This is a genomic window from Xenorhabdus vietnamensis (assembly GCF_002127535.1).
GTDB lineage: Bacteria > Pseudomonadota > Gammaproteobacteria > Enterobacterales > Enterobacteriaceae > Xenorhabdus > Xenorhabdus vietnamensis.
The window spans coordinates 24,927-40,447 of record NZ_MUBJ01000014.1; the positions used below are offsets into that span (position 1 = coordinate 24,927).

Sequence of the window (15,521 nt, forward strand, 5' to 3'; positions counted from 1 at the left end):
GTCGTTATTCCATAACTGAAATTGTGACAGAGGGTTTCTTTTCCGGTTCGCCGAGAAAACTGGTCCACCCCAGATGGTTATTCTGCTTCGCCCCCAATACCATGCCGCTGACCTGATTTTCAGCCAGACCAAGACGCAACTCCCAAGCAAACTGGCTGCGCATGACAAAAGAAATGAACATCACCAATGGGAGATAGTTCTTGCCATCAGGCAGAAATGAGAGGAACCGGTCACGGGTCAGGTTGTTGATACTGAGCAGAAACTTCCCGCTATAATCTCCAACCCAAGAACCGATAGTGAAGTTGTGTCCTAATACGGACAGCTCGGTATCACCAATTTTCTGGCCTTTATTGGTTCCCCCCAGCCGATTCTGCTGATCCACCGGAATAGTGACTTTCCTGAATTGCCAGCCGTGCAATGTAACGTCCTGCAAATCAAAACAGTGGGAAACAAGGCTGCATATTACTTCTGGTGAGCGTCCGGGGCTTGCCAGCAATCCGGCATACGCCAGCATTTTGCTGTGATTGATGTTCAGCATCCGGCGGTTGACATCACTACCTAATCCAACGAGAGAGAACATACGCTGGGAAAAATTATCTTCCCCACCTTTCTTGAAACAGATGTAATAGCGGTATTTCCGCCAAATCTGATGCAGGAGCGTAATTAAACGATGGTTGAAAAGGTTGAGAAAATCCGTCAGGCGGTTTTCCCCCTGAGCATCTTCCCATGCCAGAGAATCCAGATAATAACCCGGCATCGGAGACTGGCTGCCGTGCAACCCCATAAAGGAAACTTCCAGTTCGAAGTATCCCTTCTTGGATTGTGCAAGCGAGATGACATCACGAGTCGGAAATGCCAGACTGGCACTGGAACGGAAACGGATAGATTCCAGATCGGGACGATCTGTCTCCCCTGTTTTATCCCACGCTACCGCCAGCTGGTTAAGCAACTCAACCAACTGATAAAAGTTATACCGTGAGATGTCCAATGCCAGCGGTGTGGCAGGATCCTGCTCAGTGGTTACATCAACGAGTGTTGACCTATCTGTACCGGCCATTCATAACACTCCTGATTATCTAAGTTGATTACCTTCAACATATGAAAAGCATTGACGCTGGCATACAGTGAGAAAAACCGTGACAGAATCGTACTGAACAGATAAAGCTCACCTTCCGAGCTGAATGCCTGTTGCCGGATATACAGTGTTGAACGCAATCCACGCACAGGCTGCCCACGGAACAGGCGATCTGTCGGCTCTGTTTCAATCTTCTCAATGGCATCAAGCCGTTTCTGCGATGAACGCTTGGACTGTCGGTTATGAATACTTGGGAAATCGTAGGTACGCAGCACCTGTTTCAGAGCGTCCTTATCCAGTAATGACATATAGTTAAGCGACATATTTGACAGCAGTGACCAGTGCAAGCCGCCATCCAGCAGAGGATAAAGAGGCACTGACGGTCGCGTGATATTGCGGAATGTCGCAAATGACGGACTACCGATTGAAGGATAATTAATGTCGCCAACACGTAGTTCTAAAGGCAATTCACGGTTGGTACAGGTCAAACTGATCGAAACATTTTCTTTCAGCTTGAGCCTGAGCAAATCTGACTCATCACCCCGAACAAATGAGATGAAATGTTCCAGCCCTCTGCGGAAAGGCGATTCTTTCACCCGAAGACGGTAATAACGCATTGAGCGTTCATCTTCGTTATCGATTTGGTGATTGAAACTTTCAAACGGGGTATAAACGCGCTCACCAATACGGGCACGGTTGCGTTCACCATTTTCCCCTGTTAGCCAGCTTTCTACGCCATCAACGGAGAAAATGTCGTAGTTATCAGGAAAGCTGTAACTGGCTTTCAACGGATATTCAGTCTGGCTGCCATTGAGTTCAATCGCTTCGCTGTCCATTGGGAACAGGTTGATTGCGGGCGTACAGTGCAGCCGGAAAGTGTCATGACGAACCTTGGCTTCTGGTGGCAGTGCCTGAGAAAAATGTAAATTCAGTTTGAAATCTTTGGTCTTGAGATCTTCAGGCAGTTCCGGGAAGCCTTTCACATCAAAGAACAAGAAGCTTTCTGCGAAACAGAAATATTCCTGCAAAATGCGATATCCCATATAGGCATTTTTCGGGTATGGCAATAATGCATCTTCCCGCTCAAACCCCACAGGTACAAAATCAAAATCCGGCAGAGGGATCACAGTGTCCCCTACCACCAATTCTGCTTTCCTGAAGTAATAACAAAGCCAGAAATAGAGCTGGGAAGTGGTGTAGTCATCACCACTCAGATAAAAGCGCAGTTTACTCAGTTCCAACTCATGCAGGTTCAGCTCCGTTTTCGACGCAAAATTCAGGCCGATAATCCCGGTCTCATTACTGTTATTAACGGAGATGTCTCGGATAGAAAGCGGAAACAGCCAAACATCACGGCAGAGCGTGAAAGTGCAACGGCCATGATCGTCTTTTTTGCCACCCGATTTTTCGTTCGAATAAATATCATCTTGAGTTGACAGCGTATGACTCATAATCTGAGTGCCACGCTTGACCTGTGTCGCTTTCGTCACAACGCTCTCATCGGGGGTATACTCGATGACAGTCATGCTGGGGGTTGGACGCAGATAGTTCGGCCAAAGCATGTTGAGCAGGCCGTGGGTCAATTCAGGGAACTGATCATCAATCTTTGCCCGCAGGTTGCCTGTCAGAAAAGCAAAACCTTCAAGCAAACGCTCAACGTCAGGGTCAGAGCCTTGTTCTGACAGAAATGCGGCAAGATGAGGACGCTCAACTGCGGCTTCTTTCCCCAGTTGTCGCAGGTAGTTCAACTCATCTCTGAAATATTTTTCAAATGACATTTATTGAGTTCGCTCCAGGCAATAGCGCCGGTTGTTATCCAACTGGATGCTAAATTCCACAAGGTCGTTAATATCATCCAGAGAGATTTCAGCGCTGATATGAAAGCTCAACAGCAACGGATCTGAATCATCATTGATGGCGCTGACAGAAACCGCTGATATTCTGGGCTCATAATTTCTGATGCACTCTTCAATCGCCCATTCGATACTTTGCTTGAAATCCACCGATGTCGCGGTCGCATCATTAAGATCAATGACCCCTAATTCAACGGCACTTTGGCAGGCACCAGGACGAGAATTCAGCACTTCATTCAAATGCTTCCTGATAGAATCAAGCAGTGCACGCATCCTTGACTGACGGGAAGAGCCGGAGCTCTTCCCTTGAATGCGCTCAAACAGACTGGCAGAGCTGCCTCTGTTCCAACTGTACAGCGCAGCCATGATTATTCCTTATCCAAACGTCCAACCAGAGACAGTTCGAAGCTTGCACCCATGTACTTGAAGTGCGGGCGAACTTGCATCGCAACCTGATACCAGCCTGGATCGCCTTCAACATCCAGAACTTTGATCTCAGCTGCACGCAGAGGACGACGGCTACGAACGTCAGTTGGTGGGTTTTCCTGATCAGCAATGTACTGTTTCAGCCACATGTTCAGTTCGCGCTCCAGATCCTGACGCTCTTTCCAAGAGCCGATCTGTTCACGCTGCAACACTTTGATGTAGTGAGCCAGGCGATTGATGATGAACATGTATGGAAGCTGCGTGCCCAACTTATAGTTGGTTTCTGCAATTTTACCTTCACGGGTATTTGGGAATACTTTTGGTTTCTGAACCGAGTTTGCAGAGAAGAATGCCGCATTATCGCTACCCTTACGCATGGTCAGAGTAATAAAGCCTTCTTCTGCTAATTCAAATTCACGACGGTCAGTGATCAGAACTTCAGTTGGGATCTTCGCCTGAACCTGACCCATTGCTTCGTACAGGTGAACCGGCAGATCGCCTACTGCACCACCGCTCTGTGGACCGATGATGTTTGGACACCAGCGATATTTAGCGAAACTGTCAGTCAGGCAGCTAGCCAGCAAGTATGCCGTGTTGCCCCACAAGAAATGCTCATGGTCACGACTGACATTTTCCTGATAGTTGAAGTTCTTGATTGGGTTTTCAACGTTGGAATAAGGCAGACGCAGCAAGAAACGTGGTGCGGTCAGACCTAAATAACGTGAATCTTCAGACTCACGCAGCGCACGCCATTTAGTATGTGAAGGGCCTTCGAAGACAGATTTCAGATCTTTGATGGCTGGCAGGTCAGTAAAGCTGTTAACACCAAAGAATTCAGGTGAAACGGAAGACAAGAATGGCGCATGAGCCATTGCACCCACTGAACTGACATACTGCATCAATTTAATATCAGGCGTCGTGTTGCTGAACGCGTAGTTACCGATGACGGCAGCAACAGGTTCACCACCAAACTGACCGTAGCCTGTGGAATAAACGTGCTTGTAGAAGCCGGACTGAATAATTTCAGGGGAGAATTCAAAATCTTCCAGCAGTTCATCTTTAGTGGCATGAATGATGTTGATTTTGATGTTTTCACGGAAATCAGTGCGATCAACCAAAATTTTCAGCGAACGCCAAGAAGATTCCAATTCCTGGAACTGCTTAGCGTGCATAATTTCATCCATCTGCTCGCTGAGCTTTTTATCTAACTCAACGATCATTTTATCAACGAGCAGCTTGTTGATTGGTTCTTCGTTAGATCCCGTATCCAGAATGCTACCGATAAACGCAGCAACACCTTGTTTCGCAATGTAGTAGCCGTCATTTTCCGGAGTCATTCTCGCTTGAGACATAATCTCGTCAAGCAAGGAAGTCGTTGCGCCAGAAGCAATAGCTGTGCTGTTTTCTTCGTGCTGAGCCATTTAAAAATTCCTTTAACCAGTTATTTTTTATTGACGATTTCAAGTTCTTTCAGGAGTTGCTCACGAACGGATTCATCATCCAGCAGTGATTGCAGGCGAGCACGAAATGCCGGGATATTTCCCAATGGGCCTTTTAATGCAACCAATGCCTCACGCAGTTCGAGAAGTTTATTTAATTCAGGGACTTTCTTCGCGACATTATCTGGTGAGAAATCGCTCAGTGATTTTATTTCCAGATTAACTGGCAGATCTTCTTCATTTTTTTCATCGAGGCGGTTAGGGACGTTGAAAGTCAGGTTGATGTTTGCCTCATTCATTACGGCATTAAAGTTGTTCTTATTGATAGAAACTGTTTGCCGTTCTTCAATTGGTGTATCTTCGCTCTTGCCTTTCAAGTCACCAACAACCAGAAGATTCAGAGGTAATTCAACTTCTGCGGTCTGGTCACCGGTATTAGGGACGTACTTAATATTAATTCTTTCTTTCGGAGCTACGCTACCTGGACTATTCTTACTCATATTTTAATCCTTTGGCTAATACAACCATGAACTGTCTGACAACCCATTATTGGTGAGAGAATGATTCCAATGTTTACCTATATAACAAGTACAGAATATCTCCCTAAAAAATAGGCAGAATAAGATATCTATATTTGCAGGCACTAATAGTTTTAAATCAATATATAGTTAAATAATCAGATATATCCTATCCAATCGTGGAAATAGCATCGATATGAAAAATCGTCAAGTCCGAGTTTGACATTTTATTTTTTTGATGTAAAGCCTAAACACAAATTGATAAAGTCCTCTATTCAAGCTTTTAATTTCTTTATCTCAACCCATAGCAAGTTATAAACATTTTTTTCTTTCAAAATAGAGAAAAATTTGGCTTTACTCTCTGTAAGAGTATGCAACCTCATTACCTATAAACTGTATAAAAAGAAATATTTTTCATATTAACCTGAATAAAATATAACCTTCCAATATGTAATTAATAATTACCGTCAATATCACTTTTCATGCCAATCTGATTAATTGTTTATCATAAAAATCCAGTTTATTTTCATTTTTTTGATCTAGATAACACTTTTCAAATGATCATAAAAAATACTTAAACAAAAAAATATAAATCATTAAATACCAACAAGTTAAATTATATCAAAAATCAAAGCTCATTTTTAGAACAGTTAAACAGGCTTATTTTTTATAAAAAATCAGCCATAAATCTCACAACAGCAATGATTATAAAATTTTTATTTGTCATTGAATTAGAGCGTATATTGCTTTTTTCAAATGTCTTTGCATTAGACAATTTCAGCTTTATTATTCGCTCCGAGTGTTTGGCAAGCTAAAATTTCATTTTGATGAATAAATGGAATTATCACGCAAGGAATGAACACTTACACTAAATATTGGTAAATTTTTATAGGATATTCATATGCCAACTCCATGTTATATTTCCATCAATGGTAAAACCCAGGGCAATATTACTGCCGGCGCATTCACTGCTGAATCCGTAGGTAATATCTTTGTTCAAGGTCACGAAGACGAAATGCTGGTTCAAGAATTTGACCACATCGTAACTGTTCCAACTGATCCACAGTCAGGACAGCCTTCTGGCCAGCGTGCGCATAAGCCATTCCGCTTTACCGTTGCATTGAATAAAGCAGTTCCTCTGCTTTACAACGCACTGGCTTCTGGCGAGATGCTGACTACTGTAGAATTGAAATGGTACCGTACTTCAATCGAAGGCAAACAAGAGCATTTCTTCACTACTAAACTGGTAGATGCAACTATCGTTGATATCGACTGCAAAATGCCACACTGTCAGGATCCAGCAAAATCTGAATTCACTCAGTTAATTCGTGTTTCTCTTTCTTACCGTAAGATCGAGTGGGAACACACTACTGCTGGTACTTCTGGTGCTGACGACTGGCGTGCCCCAATTGTTGCTTAATATCTTATTCATTAAGTATTAAGTAATAATCTTTCAGCCAATGAATATTATTCATTGGCTGAATCAATCGGATATATCTCAAAATTCCTGCCAATTTACTTTAATTCCTATTTTTCTCTTTTATATTTTTCTTTCTTATTTTTTCCTATTGTCAGATTTTTATGTAGTAATTATTTTCATAATAAATAAAGACAGGTGTATTCATAATTACATGCATGATTAATACTCAATTAAGCCATCTGATTAAGAATATGCCTATTCTTATATTTTATATTCCCTCCTCTTCAATACCTTTCATCAACGCGCCATAAGTAAAATTTTTAACTGAAAAAGTCAAAACACCGTAAGGTTCCCAATTCTTCCTCATTATTATGCTGAATATTAATTAAACCCAAATTAAATTTGACTTACCTCCTTTTCTTAAGGAAACACATAACTAAAATGAATTATCATAAATAACTAAGGTAAATTTATAACTACAGATTATAATTTTGAACAAAAAACAACCAACAATCAGAACAACATAAAATATTTTCTATGCTTTAATGCTGAATTAATAAACTAGGAAGTTTAACCATAACCCAACACGATACATTTCCCATCAACTATTATCATTTGGGTATTCCCATGATTAAAAGGACGACAATCTTAATCTTATTATGTACTTCATTTCAGGTAGGCGCATCGTCTGACGCGTTTAACCCTACTTTACCTACGGATGAAACTTTCTCTACAAATGAAATAAGGAAAACCTTACAGGATAGTTCACGGGAAATAGACCAATTAATTGAAGAGCACCGCCACCAAGGGTTGATTAATCGCGCAGATAGCATTTCACCACAAACGGTTTCACCTGTGCTGGTGGAAGCACCGCCCTGCCTGGCTATCAAGGGGGTTTATCTTCAAGGTATTACTCTACTCTCTTTGGGTGACCTGAATACGCTCAGTGCTCTGCCCGATAACTGCATCACCAGCAATGACATCAATAAGCTGTCGGCGGAAATTACTAACCTTTATATAGCGAAAGGTTACATTACGGCGCGGGTACAATTTATTCCTCCCAATGCGAATGGTGAACTAGGCATCAATGTTGTTGAAGGTTTTGTCGAAGCGATAGAAGGGAGTGATCGCTGGATTAATAGCCAAACACTATTCCCACATTTGTCAAATCAACCACTCAATCTGAATCAGCTTGATCAAGGGCTGGATCAGGCTAATCGCCTGCAATCAAACAAAACGACTCTCGATATTCAACCCGGTACAGTCAATGGTGGTTCTATCGTCAAGCTACATAATCGGCATTCTTCTCCGTGGAGAATAACCACCACCACCGATAATTATGGGCAAAAAAGTACAGGAAAATGGATCACCCGACTCAATGCCAGCGTTGATAGCCCATTGGGGTTATCTGATTTTGTCAGCCTCAGTGGCAGCAGTACCGTTGATAAGCCCGATACCCAATACAATCGCGCCTATACCCTACTCTATTCACTCCCTTACGGAGCTATGACGTTCAGCGGATTCAACAGCTATTCCCAATACACCAGCCATCCGCATTTACAGATAAATTCAACCAAACTGCACGGGAATTCACAACAAACAGGAATTCGTACCGATTGGGTCTTTCATCGTAATCAATCGCAAATCAGCACATTAAACACCCAGTTTGTTTATAAGAATTACAACAACTATTTCAAAGATGCCAAAATCTCCGTCAGTAGCCAGACTTTGAGTGTGCTCGAACTGGGTATTAACCATTTACAGCTCATTCCTTCCGGGCTGATTTCTCTCAATATAAGTGTTGAACAGGGAATGCCGTGGTTTGGTGCCCAGACTGCAACAGCCAATCTGAATAAACAATTTACCAAAGGGAAATTGTCAGCAAATTTACAGCAGCGTTTCACCCTCTTTACCATGCCTTACCGATTTAATAGCCAACTTTATGCTCAGTACAGTCGAAGTGGGTTACCGGGTATTGAGTGGCTCAATGTGACCGACCGTAGTGCCGTGCGAGGATTCAGTAAAAATGTGTCATCGGCTGATAACGGCTGGTATTGGAGAAATACTCTCTCCCACTCAATCCCCATACCCAAAGGCTCACTTGCACTGCGGGCTGGTGTGGATATCGGGCAAGTTAAAGGCTATCTCAGTCAGGATGACTGGAAAAGCAGTGCCGGCTTGAGCGCCGGTCTGACGCTGCGCTATCAGAGCTTGTTTGCGGATGTTGAAGTAAGCCGAGGCAAATTTCTTTCTCACCAAAATAGGAACACGGATGAGCCTATGCAACTGTTAACCCGCTTTTCTTATACTTTTTAGTTTCTTGAACCATTTGATGTTTTTTTAACCGCAGTAAGTTGTGGAGATTATTCCTAGAACAGCTGTCTCTAGGACAATAATCCCCAGGACACTGCACATGACAATAAAAAAGTAAATAAAGGTAATTACATGAAAAGTAAAAAATTTAAGTTATCTCCCACGGGCAAACTCGCCGCATCCATGGCAATTATTTTGGCAACCTGCTCAGCCAGTTTTGCCAATGAAATTACGCCTGGTGGCGATGCCGCACACAGCCCGGATATCATCCAATCTGAGACTGGGGCTGCGGTAATAAATATCGTTGCGCCTTCCGAATCAGGGTTATCACATAACCAATATCAGGATTTCAATGTCAACCACATGGGGGCAGTGTTTAATAACGCTCTGGAGGGTGGCACATCACAATTGGCAGGCGAATTATCAGCCAACAGCAACCTAAATGGACAGGCTGCAAATGTGATCCTGAACGAGGTTATTAGCCGTAATCCTTCGTTTCTGCTTGGACAACAAGAAGTGTTTGGTATAGCTGCCGATTATGTGCTGGCAAACCCTAACGGCATTACCTGTAATGGCTGTGGTTTTATCAATACTAATCAGGCATCACTGGTTGTCGGTAATCCGCTGGTGGAAAATGGCATCCTGCAAGGCTTCAGCACTTTTGACAACCAAAATGCCCTGAATATCAGAAATAATGGATTATCCCATAATGATGTCCTGAATCTGATAGCACCTAAAATTGACAGCAATGGTCAAGTAATTACCACAAAAAATCTCAATATCACGACGGGGAATAACAAAATTTCCGCCGATGGCCGCATTTTGGATCCTCAGCAAGCAAATACCGGCGCACTCGACAGCTATTATTTTGGCAGTATGCAAGCTGGGCGTATCCGTCTGCTAAACACAGCGAAAGGAAGCGGCGTCAATTTACAGGGTAAAATGACGGCTGATGATGGCATTGATATTGAATCCTACGGTGATGTGAAGTTGGAAGCTGCGATTCTAAAAGGCGGGGATATCACCTTGACAGGCAATAATGTGCTGTCTCAAGGACGCCTGCATCAATCTTCATCAAACACAACCGGCAGTGATAATCACGACAGTACCTTCAGTGACATTTATACCGAAAAAAAGCAAATCAGTGAATCTGTTGCCCGTACCCAATTGGCAGGCAAGAACATCACACTGGTTGCCAAACAAAACAATCAAGTAATGGCAACCGATATTGAGGGGGACAATGTCGAACTGATTGGTGCCAATCTGAAACTGGATGGGCAAAAACTTCATCAACTTGACCGTAGCATCAATAATCAAGGGAAAGTAGTTTGGCGGTATGATATCACCGATGAGAATGAAAAATATCAGTACGAAGGCAATACCATCAACGCCCATGAAAATGTTCAGCTGACTGCCAGTGAAGGCAATGCAGAAGTGCTTGGTAGTAAGATAAAAGCCGGAAATAAGTTGTCCGTATCTGCTAAGAAAGATGTGAGGCTGGCGGGACTGGTGGAATCAGAAGTGACCTCAGAGAAAGGCTATAAAAAGAACCATTCTGCATCATTGCAGACGGGTCACTGGAACAAGATCAATACCACGCAAAGAAGCACTGGCAATGAGTTAAGTTCAGGCGGAGTTTTAGGTATCAGGGCAAAAGGAAATATTGACATTGCCGGAACACGCATTAACTCAGGCGAAAACCTGATTATTTCTGCGGGACAGAAAACCAATATTACTGTTCAATCCCTAGTTAATGATCAAAGCCTTGACAAGGATAAAACTTATTGGGGCGGTATTGCTGGTGGCAGCAAGAAAGATAATCACGATAAATCAGAAACTCATCATATATCCGAAATGACGGCTGGCGGGTATGTGATGCTGCAAGGCATGAATGGTGTCACCATTACGGGCAGTAAAGTCAAAGGCCAAAAAGGTGCCTATGTTGAAGCCAATGATGGACAATTAACTATCGATAACGCGGTCAGCCATACTTATAAAGAGGTGGATGAAAGAAAAGGAACAGTCTTCAATATCACCAAAACAACGAACCAAGAGCATGACGAGCAGCAAAAATCTTCCGGCAGTTCTCTGATTTCCGATGCAGATCTGAAATTACTCAGCAATAAAGATATCAATGTCGTTGACAGTCTGGTGAAAAGTGCCACTGAACTGCAACTGAACACTTCGGGTAATATCAATATCCTGAATTATGGTGAGAAAAATCAGTACCAACAGGAAAAAACCAACCTTGACTGGCTGTACTACGCCAAGGAGATGAAAGATAAACAATATCGTGCTGGTGTAGGTTTTGAGCATGTTACCGATAAACAGAAGGATGAAAGCACAACACAACGTCCATCAGAATTGAGTGGTGGCAATCTCACTATAAATGCCGGCCAAAATGTTACCGTAACTGGCTCAAAATTGGTCACAACTCAGGGAGACGCAAGAATCACTGGGGATAATATTGCTTTACTGGCCGGAGAAAACAGCGCATCAACTTCAACCTCGCAAGAAAAACTGCGTACCAGTGTGTTTATCACTGGCGGTATGGACAAGCTCGGTAGTGGTGTTGACGGAACCTACAACAGCGATGGGAAATCCCAAGGCCGGACAACAGCTGAAGTGGCTACAACCCAAGTCAATGGCAACCTTGAGCTGAACGCAATGGGGGAGTTGAAGCAACAGGGCACGAACCATCAGGTACAAGGCTCCTATCAGGCCAATGCCGGCAGTATTAAGAATGTAGCAACGGCCAACACAGAATCCAGCTCAACCAATCAATTACAGGTCGGTGGTGAGATCAGTGGGACTGCCGATTACAGTGCAACTACCCGTCCTATGGAAAAAACAGCCATAGCCGCCGCAGATAAGAAGTTGGATACAGCTATCACAAAGACAGGCTTGCCCAATGCAGGTATTGAACTGGCGATGGATGGCAACAGCCGTTACACCAATAACCATCAGTCCAGTGCCGTAGTGACTAACGTCAAGGCTGGTGATATCAAAGTAACAACGAACGGTGATGTCTACGATCAAGGTACACAATATAAAGCCAATAAAGGCGGTGTTTCTCTGACCGCTGGCAGCCATACCAGTGAAGCGGCACTCAATCGCCAAAACACTCATTCCTCTGACACTACTGGCAATGCAAGCTTGCGGGTCTATACCACAACGGGGGCAGATATCTCCGTCAATGGCAAAGGCAATGGCAGCTATCAGGAAACATCCAATAATAATACCAGCGCAGTCACCAGCGGCATCAACGCCCAAAATGGCATAAATGTTCAGGTAACCAGAGACGCACGCTACCAAGGCACCTCAATGGATGCGGGTAAAGGTTCAGCCAATGTTAATGCAGGTGGAAACATTCAGTTCAATCAAGCCACCAATCGCAATGAGAAACAAAGCAATGGCTACAATGGAGAGATTTCCCTGACCGTAGGAACCAACCCTGATGGTAAGAATTTCAGTGGTAGCCTCGGTGGCGGTTATAACACCGACACTCAAAACAATACTACAGCTAAAACCAGCAATCTTACTGGTGGGCAAGGTGTAAACCTGAGTGCGGGCAATAATCTGGCGTTACAAGGTGCCAATGTTTCTGGCAAACAGGTAGATTTAACAGCACAGCGTGGAAAAATCGAACTGACTTCGGCTCAGGATACTGCCAACACCAATGGTTGGAACGTCGGCGCTAAAGCAAAAGGTGGCATGTCTTCCACCGCCCGCAAAAATGAAGGAGGCGATGGCGCGGCAAGCGATTCGGCTGACAAAATCATCGACAGCAAATACAACATTGGCGGTGAATTGAAATTCGGCGTCAACCATCTGGATCAAACCACTCACCGTAACGCTCATGTTTCTGGTGGCAATGTCACGCTGACCAGTGCAGGAGATACCTCACTCAAAGGCGCTAATGTGACTGCTAATAATCAGGTAACAGGCAAAGTCGGTGGTAATTTCAATGTCGAAAGCCGCAAAGACAGCACTCATAGCCTGAATGTGGGTCTGGATGCTGGCTTGGGTTATAGCAAAACCGTCAAAGGGGATGCTCCTTCTAAAGAAAGTGTTCCTACCGTAACGGAAGGCTCTTCAGAAAACACTGCCGCTACCGACAAAACCGAGGGTGAAGCACCAAGTGTGAAAGATCAACTGAAAGCCGCGTTCAAGGGTTTCAATGGCAAACTCAAAGGCAATTACGATACTCTCGACCGAGAAGCTGTTGGCAAGCAAACAACATTGACCGGTACTCAAGGGGTTAATCTGGATGTCTCTGGAACAACGTATTTGGTGGGCAGCAAAATTGACAGTACCCAAGGCACTGTCTCACTGAATACCCCACAAATTAATCAACAATCTGTTGCGGGATACGACAAGGGTAAAAACTTAGGTATTAACGTGCCAAATTCCATGGCAAGTCTGGCCATTTCTGCACAAAAAGATATTTTCTCCGGTAAAGTGCCTTTTGTGAAAAATGAGAGCCACAATACTGAGATTCCCACTGTCCACAGTGAAGTTAAGGGTCGTCAATTAGATTGATCGTGATGATCAACAATTAATCTTCTGTACGGTAGCCAATTATGAGGCTACCGTACTTTTTCAAATCCTCTCACTAGTTGCCTTTTCCATTTTGCCTGTTACTCTTTTTTCACTTAAATATATTGCGAACGGCGTTCAAGTCCATAATATCGAAGGCCATATATCTTAAGTGCTATCTTTAAAAGTGGCATAGCGAGTCATATCAGGCACGACCAGATTTAAGGGGATGCAATGCCAAGTGACCATGAAAAAAGGGAACAATCCAAATGGGGAAAAGTTTCACACCGTTAGAGAAAGGGCTGCATAGCAGTAAAAAAGCGCTTTCCGTAACAATTCGTATTGGCAACGCCATCCGCCGTATTCCTTTTATCGCTCATTTAATTAGAGCGGCACAACGTTTCAATGACCGAATGGGCAGCCAATTTGGTGCTGCAATCACCTATTTCTCATTTCTATCCTTAATCCCGATCCTGATGCTCTCTTTTGCCATCGCGGGTTTTGTGCTGGCTTCCAACCCTGATTTGCTGGCCCGCTTGATCAATGGCATCGCTAATAGCATCAGTGATCCCGCTCTCGCTACCACACTGAAAAACAGTGTAGACACGGCAGTTAACCAAAGAACGACGGTGGGATTGACAGGCCTGGCTATCGCACTTTATTCAGGTGTGAACTGGGTCGGTAATTTACGCGAAGCGATACTCGCCCAATCTCGTGACATCTGGGAACGCAATCATGAAGATAAAGAGAAAATCTATTTTCAGTATATTCGCGACTTTTTCTCTCTATTTGGCCTTCTTTTTGCGTTGGTAATGACCCTTTCCCTGACTTCCATTGCAGGTTCTGCCCAAGCCACTATTGTCCATGCCCTTGGATTGGAGGGTATAGAATGGCTACGCCCTGCATGGACATCAATTGGCATGACTATTTCCATTTCTGCCAATTATTTGTTATTCCTATGGATATTGTGGATCTTGCCGCGTCATCGCCCTGAAAGAAAAGCCCTGTTCAAAGGAACGTTAATGGCTGCCATTGGATTTGAAGTCATCAAATACATTATGACCATGATGCTGCCACGCCTTGCCAGTTCACCCTCTGGCGCCGCTTTTGGCTCGGTGATTGGCTTAATGGCCTTCTTCTATTTCTTTGCTCGCCTGACGCTGTTTTGTGCCGCGTGGATCGCTACCTCAGAAGAGAAGAGAACCGAGTAAATATCCATATATCAATAAGTAAGACTGTTTTTTTGCTGTACCTATTTGTCATATTACTTGTCATATAACACCCAAAAAAGGAGTCATTTTTATGCCATTTGTGAACATTAAAATTACCCGCGAAGGTGCCACCGCTGAGCAGAAAAAACAGCTGATCGAAGGTGCAACCCAACTGCTGGTGGATGTACTCGGAAAAAACCCCGCAACAACCTTTGTAATCATTGATGAAGTTGAAACAGACAATTGGGGAATTGGAGGTAAGAACGTTACTGAGTTAAGGGCGGCAGCGAAGAAGTGAACTGAAAAATTCAGTTAGTATTAGATAAGAATGATCATGTCAAAATCAGCTGGTTAAATTCACTGGCTGATTTTTTATTATGGAATATAGCTATCTCTAAACTGCGAATCATGACGCCCACACCTGCAAGGATAAAAACCTAAAAAGTTCAGTTGGATTTTTATAAAAAACATACTTGAAAATAAAATTAGTTTATCTGATTTTTATTTATACTCATTAAATAAGTTTTCAAAATGCCAGATCACTTTCTAACTCCTCGCTATGCGAGGAGTCAGGGGGCTTCAAAAGCTAAATGTATCACTATTATGAAAAGGTATTTAAAGTGCAAATCTATCTCAGATATAGGAATTAAGTTATATAAAAAAGAAGATATTAATGAACCCATAATTCATTTCATCAATGATTTTTTGCCAAAGCTAAAAGAGTGGT

At 43.3% G+C, this 15,521-nt stretch carries 10 protein-coding genes; 5 read left to right on the top strand and 5 right to left on the bottom strand.

Going from position 1 to position 15,521, the window contains the following annotated elements; translation table 11 throughout:
- Window positions 1–4 precede the first annotated feature (4 nt).
- The 5 genes from tssG to tssB are packed head-to-tail and all read right to left on the bottom strand — an operon-like array spanning window position 5 to window position 5,293.
- Complete coding sequence (tssG, locus tag Xvie_RS12925; RefSeq protein WP_086109724.1) at window positions 5–1,057, bottom strand: type VI secretion system baseplate subunit TssG; 1,053 nt, start codon at window positions 1,055–1,057, stop codon at window positions 5–7.
- On the bottom strand, window positions 1,021–2,853 hold the full coding sequence (gene tssF, locus Xvie_RS12930) for a type VI secretion system baseplate subunit TssF (RefSeq protein WP_086109725.1): 1,833 nt from the start codon (window positions 2,851–2,853) through the stop codon (window positions 1,021–1,023). Before tssF ends, tssG begins: the two co-directional genes overlap by 37 nt.
- Entirely contained in the window at window positions 2,854–3,294 is a 441-nt protein-coding gene (gene tssE / locus Xvie_RS12935) for a type VI secretion system baseplate subunit TssE (RefSeq protein ID WP_086109726.1), read from the bottom strand.
- A gap of 2 nt (window positions 3,295–3,296) precedes the next feature.
- The gene (gene tssC, locus Xvie_RS12940; RefSeq protein WP_086109727.1) at window positions 3,297–4,775 is read right to left on the bottom strand and encodes a type VI secretion system contractile sheath large subunit; all 1,479 of its coding nucleotides are present in this window, start codon (window positions 4,773–4,775) and stop codon (window positions 3,297–3,299) included.
- 20 nt (window positions 4,776–4,795) lie between these two features.
- Window positions 4,796–5,293, bottom strand: coding sequence for a type VI secretion system contractile sheath small subunit (gene tssB, locus Xvie_RS12945; RefSeq protein WP_086109728.1), 498 nt, complete (start codon window positions 5,291–5,293; stop codon window positions 4,796–4,798).
- Window positions 5,294–6,212: 919 nt separating this feature from the next.
- On the opposite strand from tssB, the gene Xvie_RS12950 reads away from it, so the two are divergent.
- From Xvie_RS12950 to Xvie_RS12970, 5 genes are all read left to right on the top strand, one after another.
- Window positions 6,213–6,731: an Hcp family type VI secretion system effector gene (locus Xvie_RS12950; protein ID WP_086109729.1), complete on the top strand. Its 519-nt coding sequence runs from the start codon at window positions 6,213–6,215 to the stop codon at window positions 6,729–6,731.
- Window positions 6,732–7,358: 627 nt separating this feature from the next.
- Window positions 7,359–9,047, top strand: coding sequence for a ShlB/FhaC/HecB family hemolysin secretion/activation protein (locus tag Xvie_RS12955; protein ID WP_086109730.1), 1,689 nt, complete (start codon window positions 7,359–7,361; stop codon window positions 9,045–9,047).
- A 129-nt stretch (window positions 9,048–9,176) separates the two neighbouring features.
- Complete coding sequence (locus tag Xvie_RS12960) at window positions 9,177–13,586, top strand: hemagglutinin repeat-containing protein (RefSeq protein WP_086109731.1); 4,410 nt, start codon at window positions 9,177–9,179, stop codon at window positions 13,584–13,586.
- A 266-nt stretch (window positions 13,587–13,852) separates the two neighbouring features.
- Entirely contained in the window at window positions 13,853–14,794 is a 942-nt protein-coding gene (gene yhjD / locus Xvie_RS12965) for an inner membrane protein YhjD (RefSeq protein ID WP_086109732.1), read from the top strand.
- A gap of 91 nt (window positions 14,795–14,885) precedes the next feature.
- Entirely contained in the window at window positions 14,886–15,092 is a 207-nt protein-coding gene (locus Xvie_RS12970) for a 2-hydroxymuconate tautomerase family protein (RefSeq protein WP_086109733.1), read from the top strand.
- Window positions 15,093–15,521: the final 429 nt, after the last annotated feature.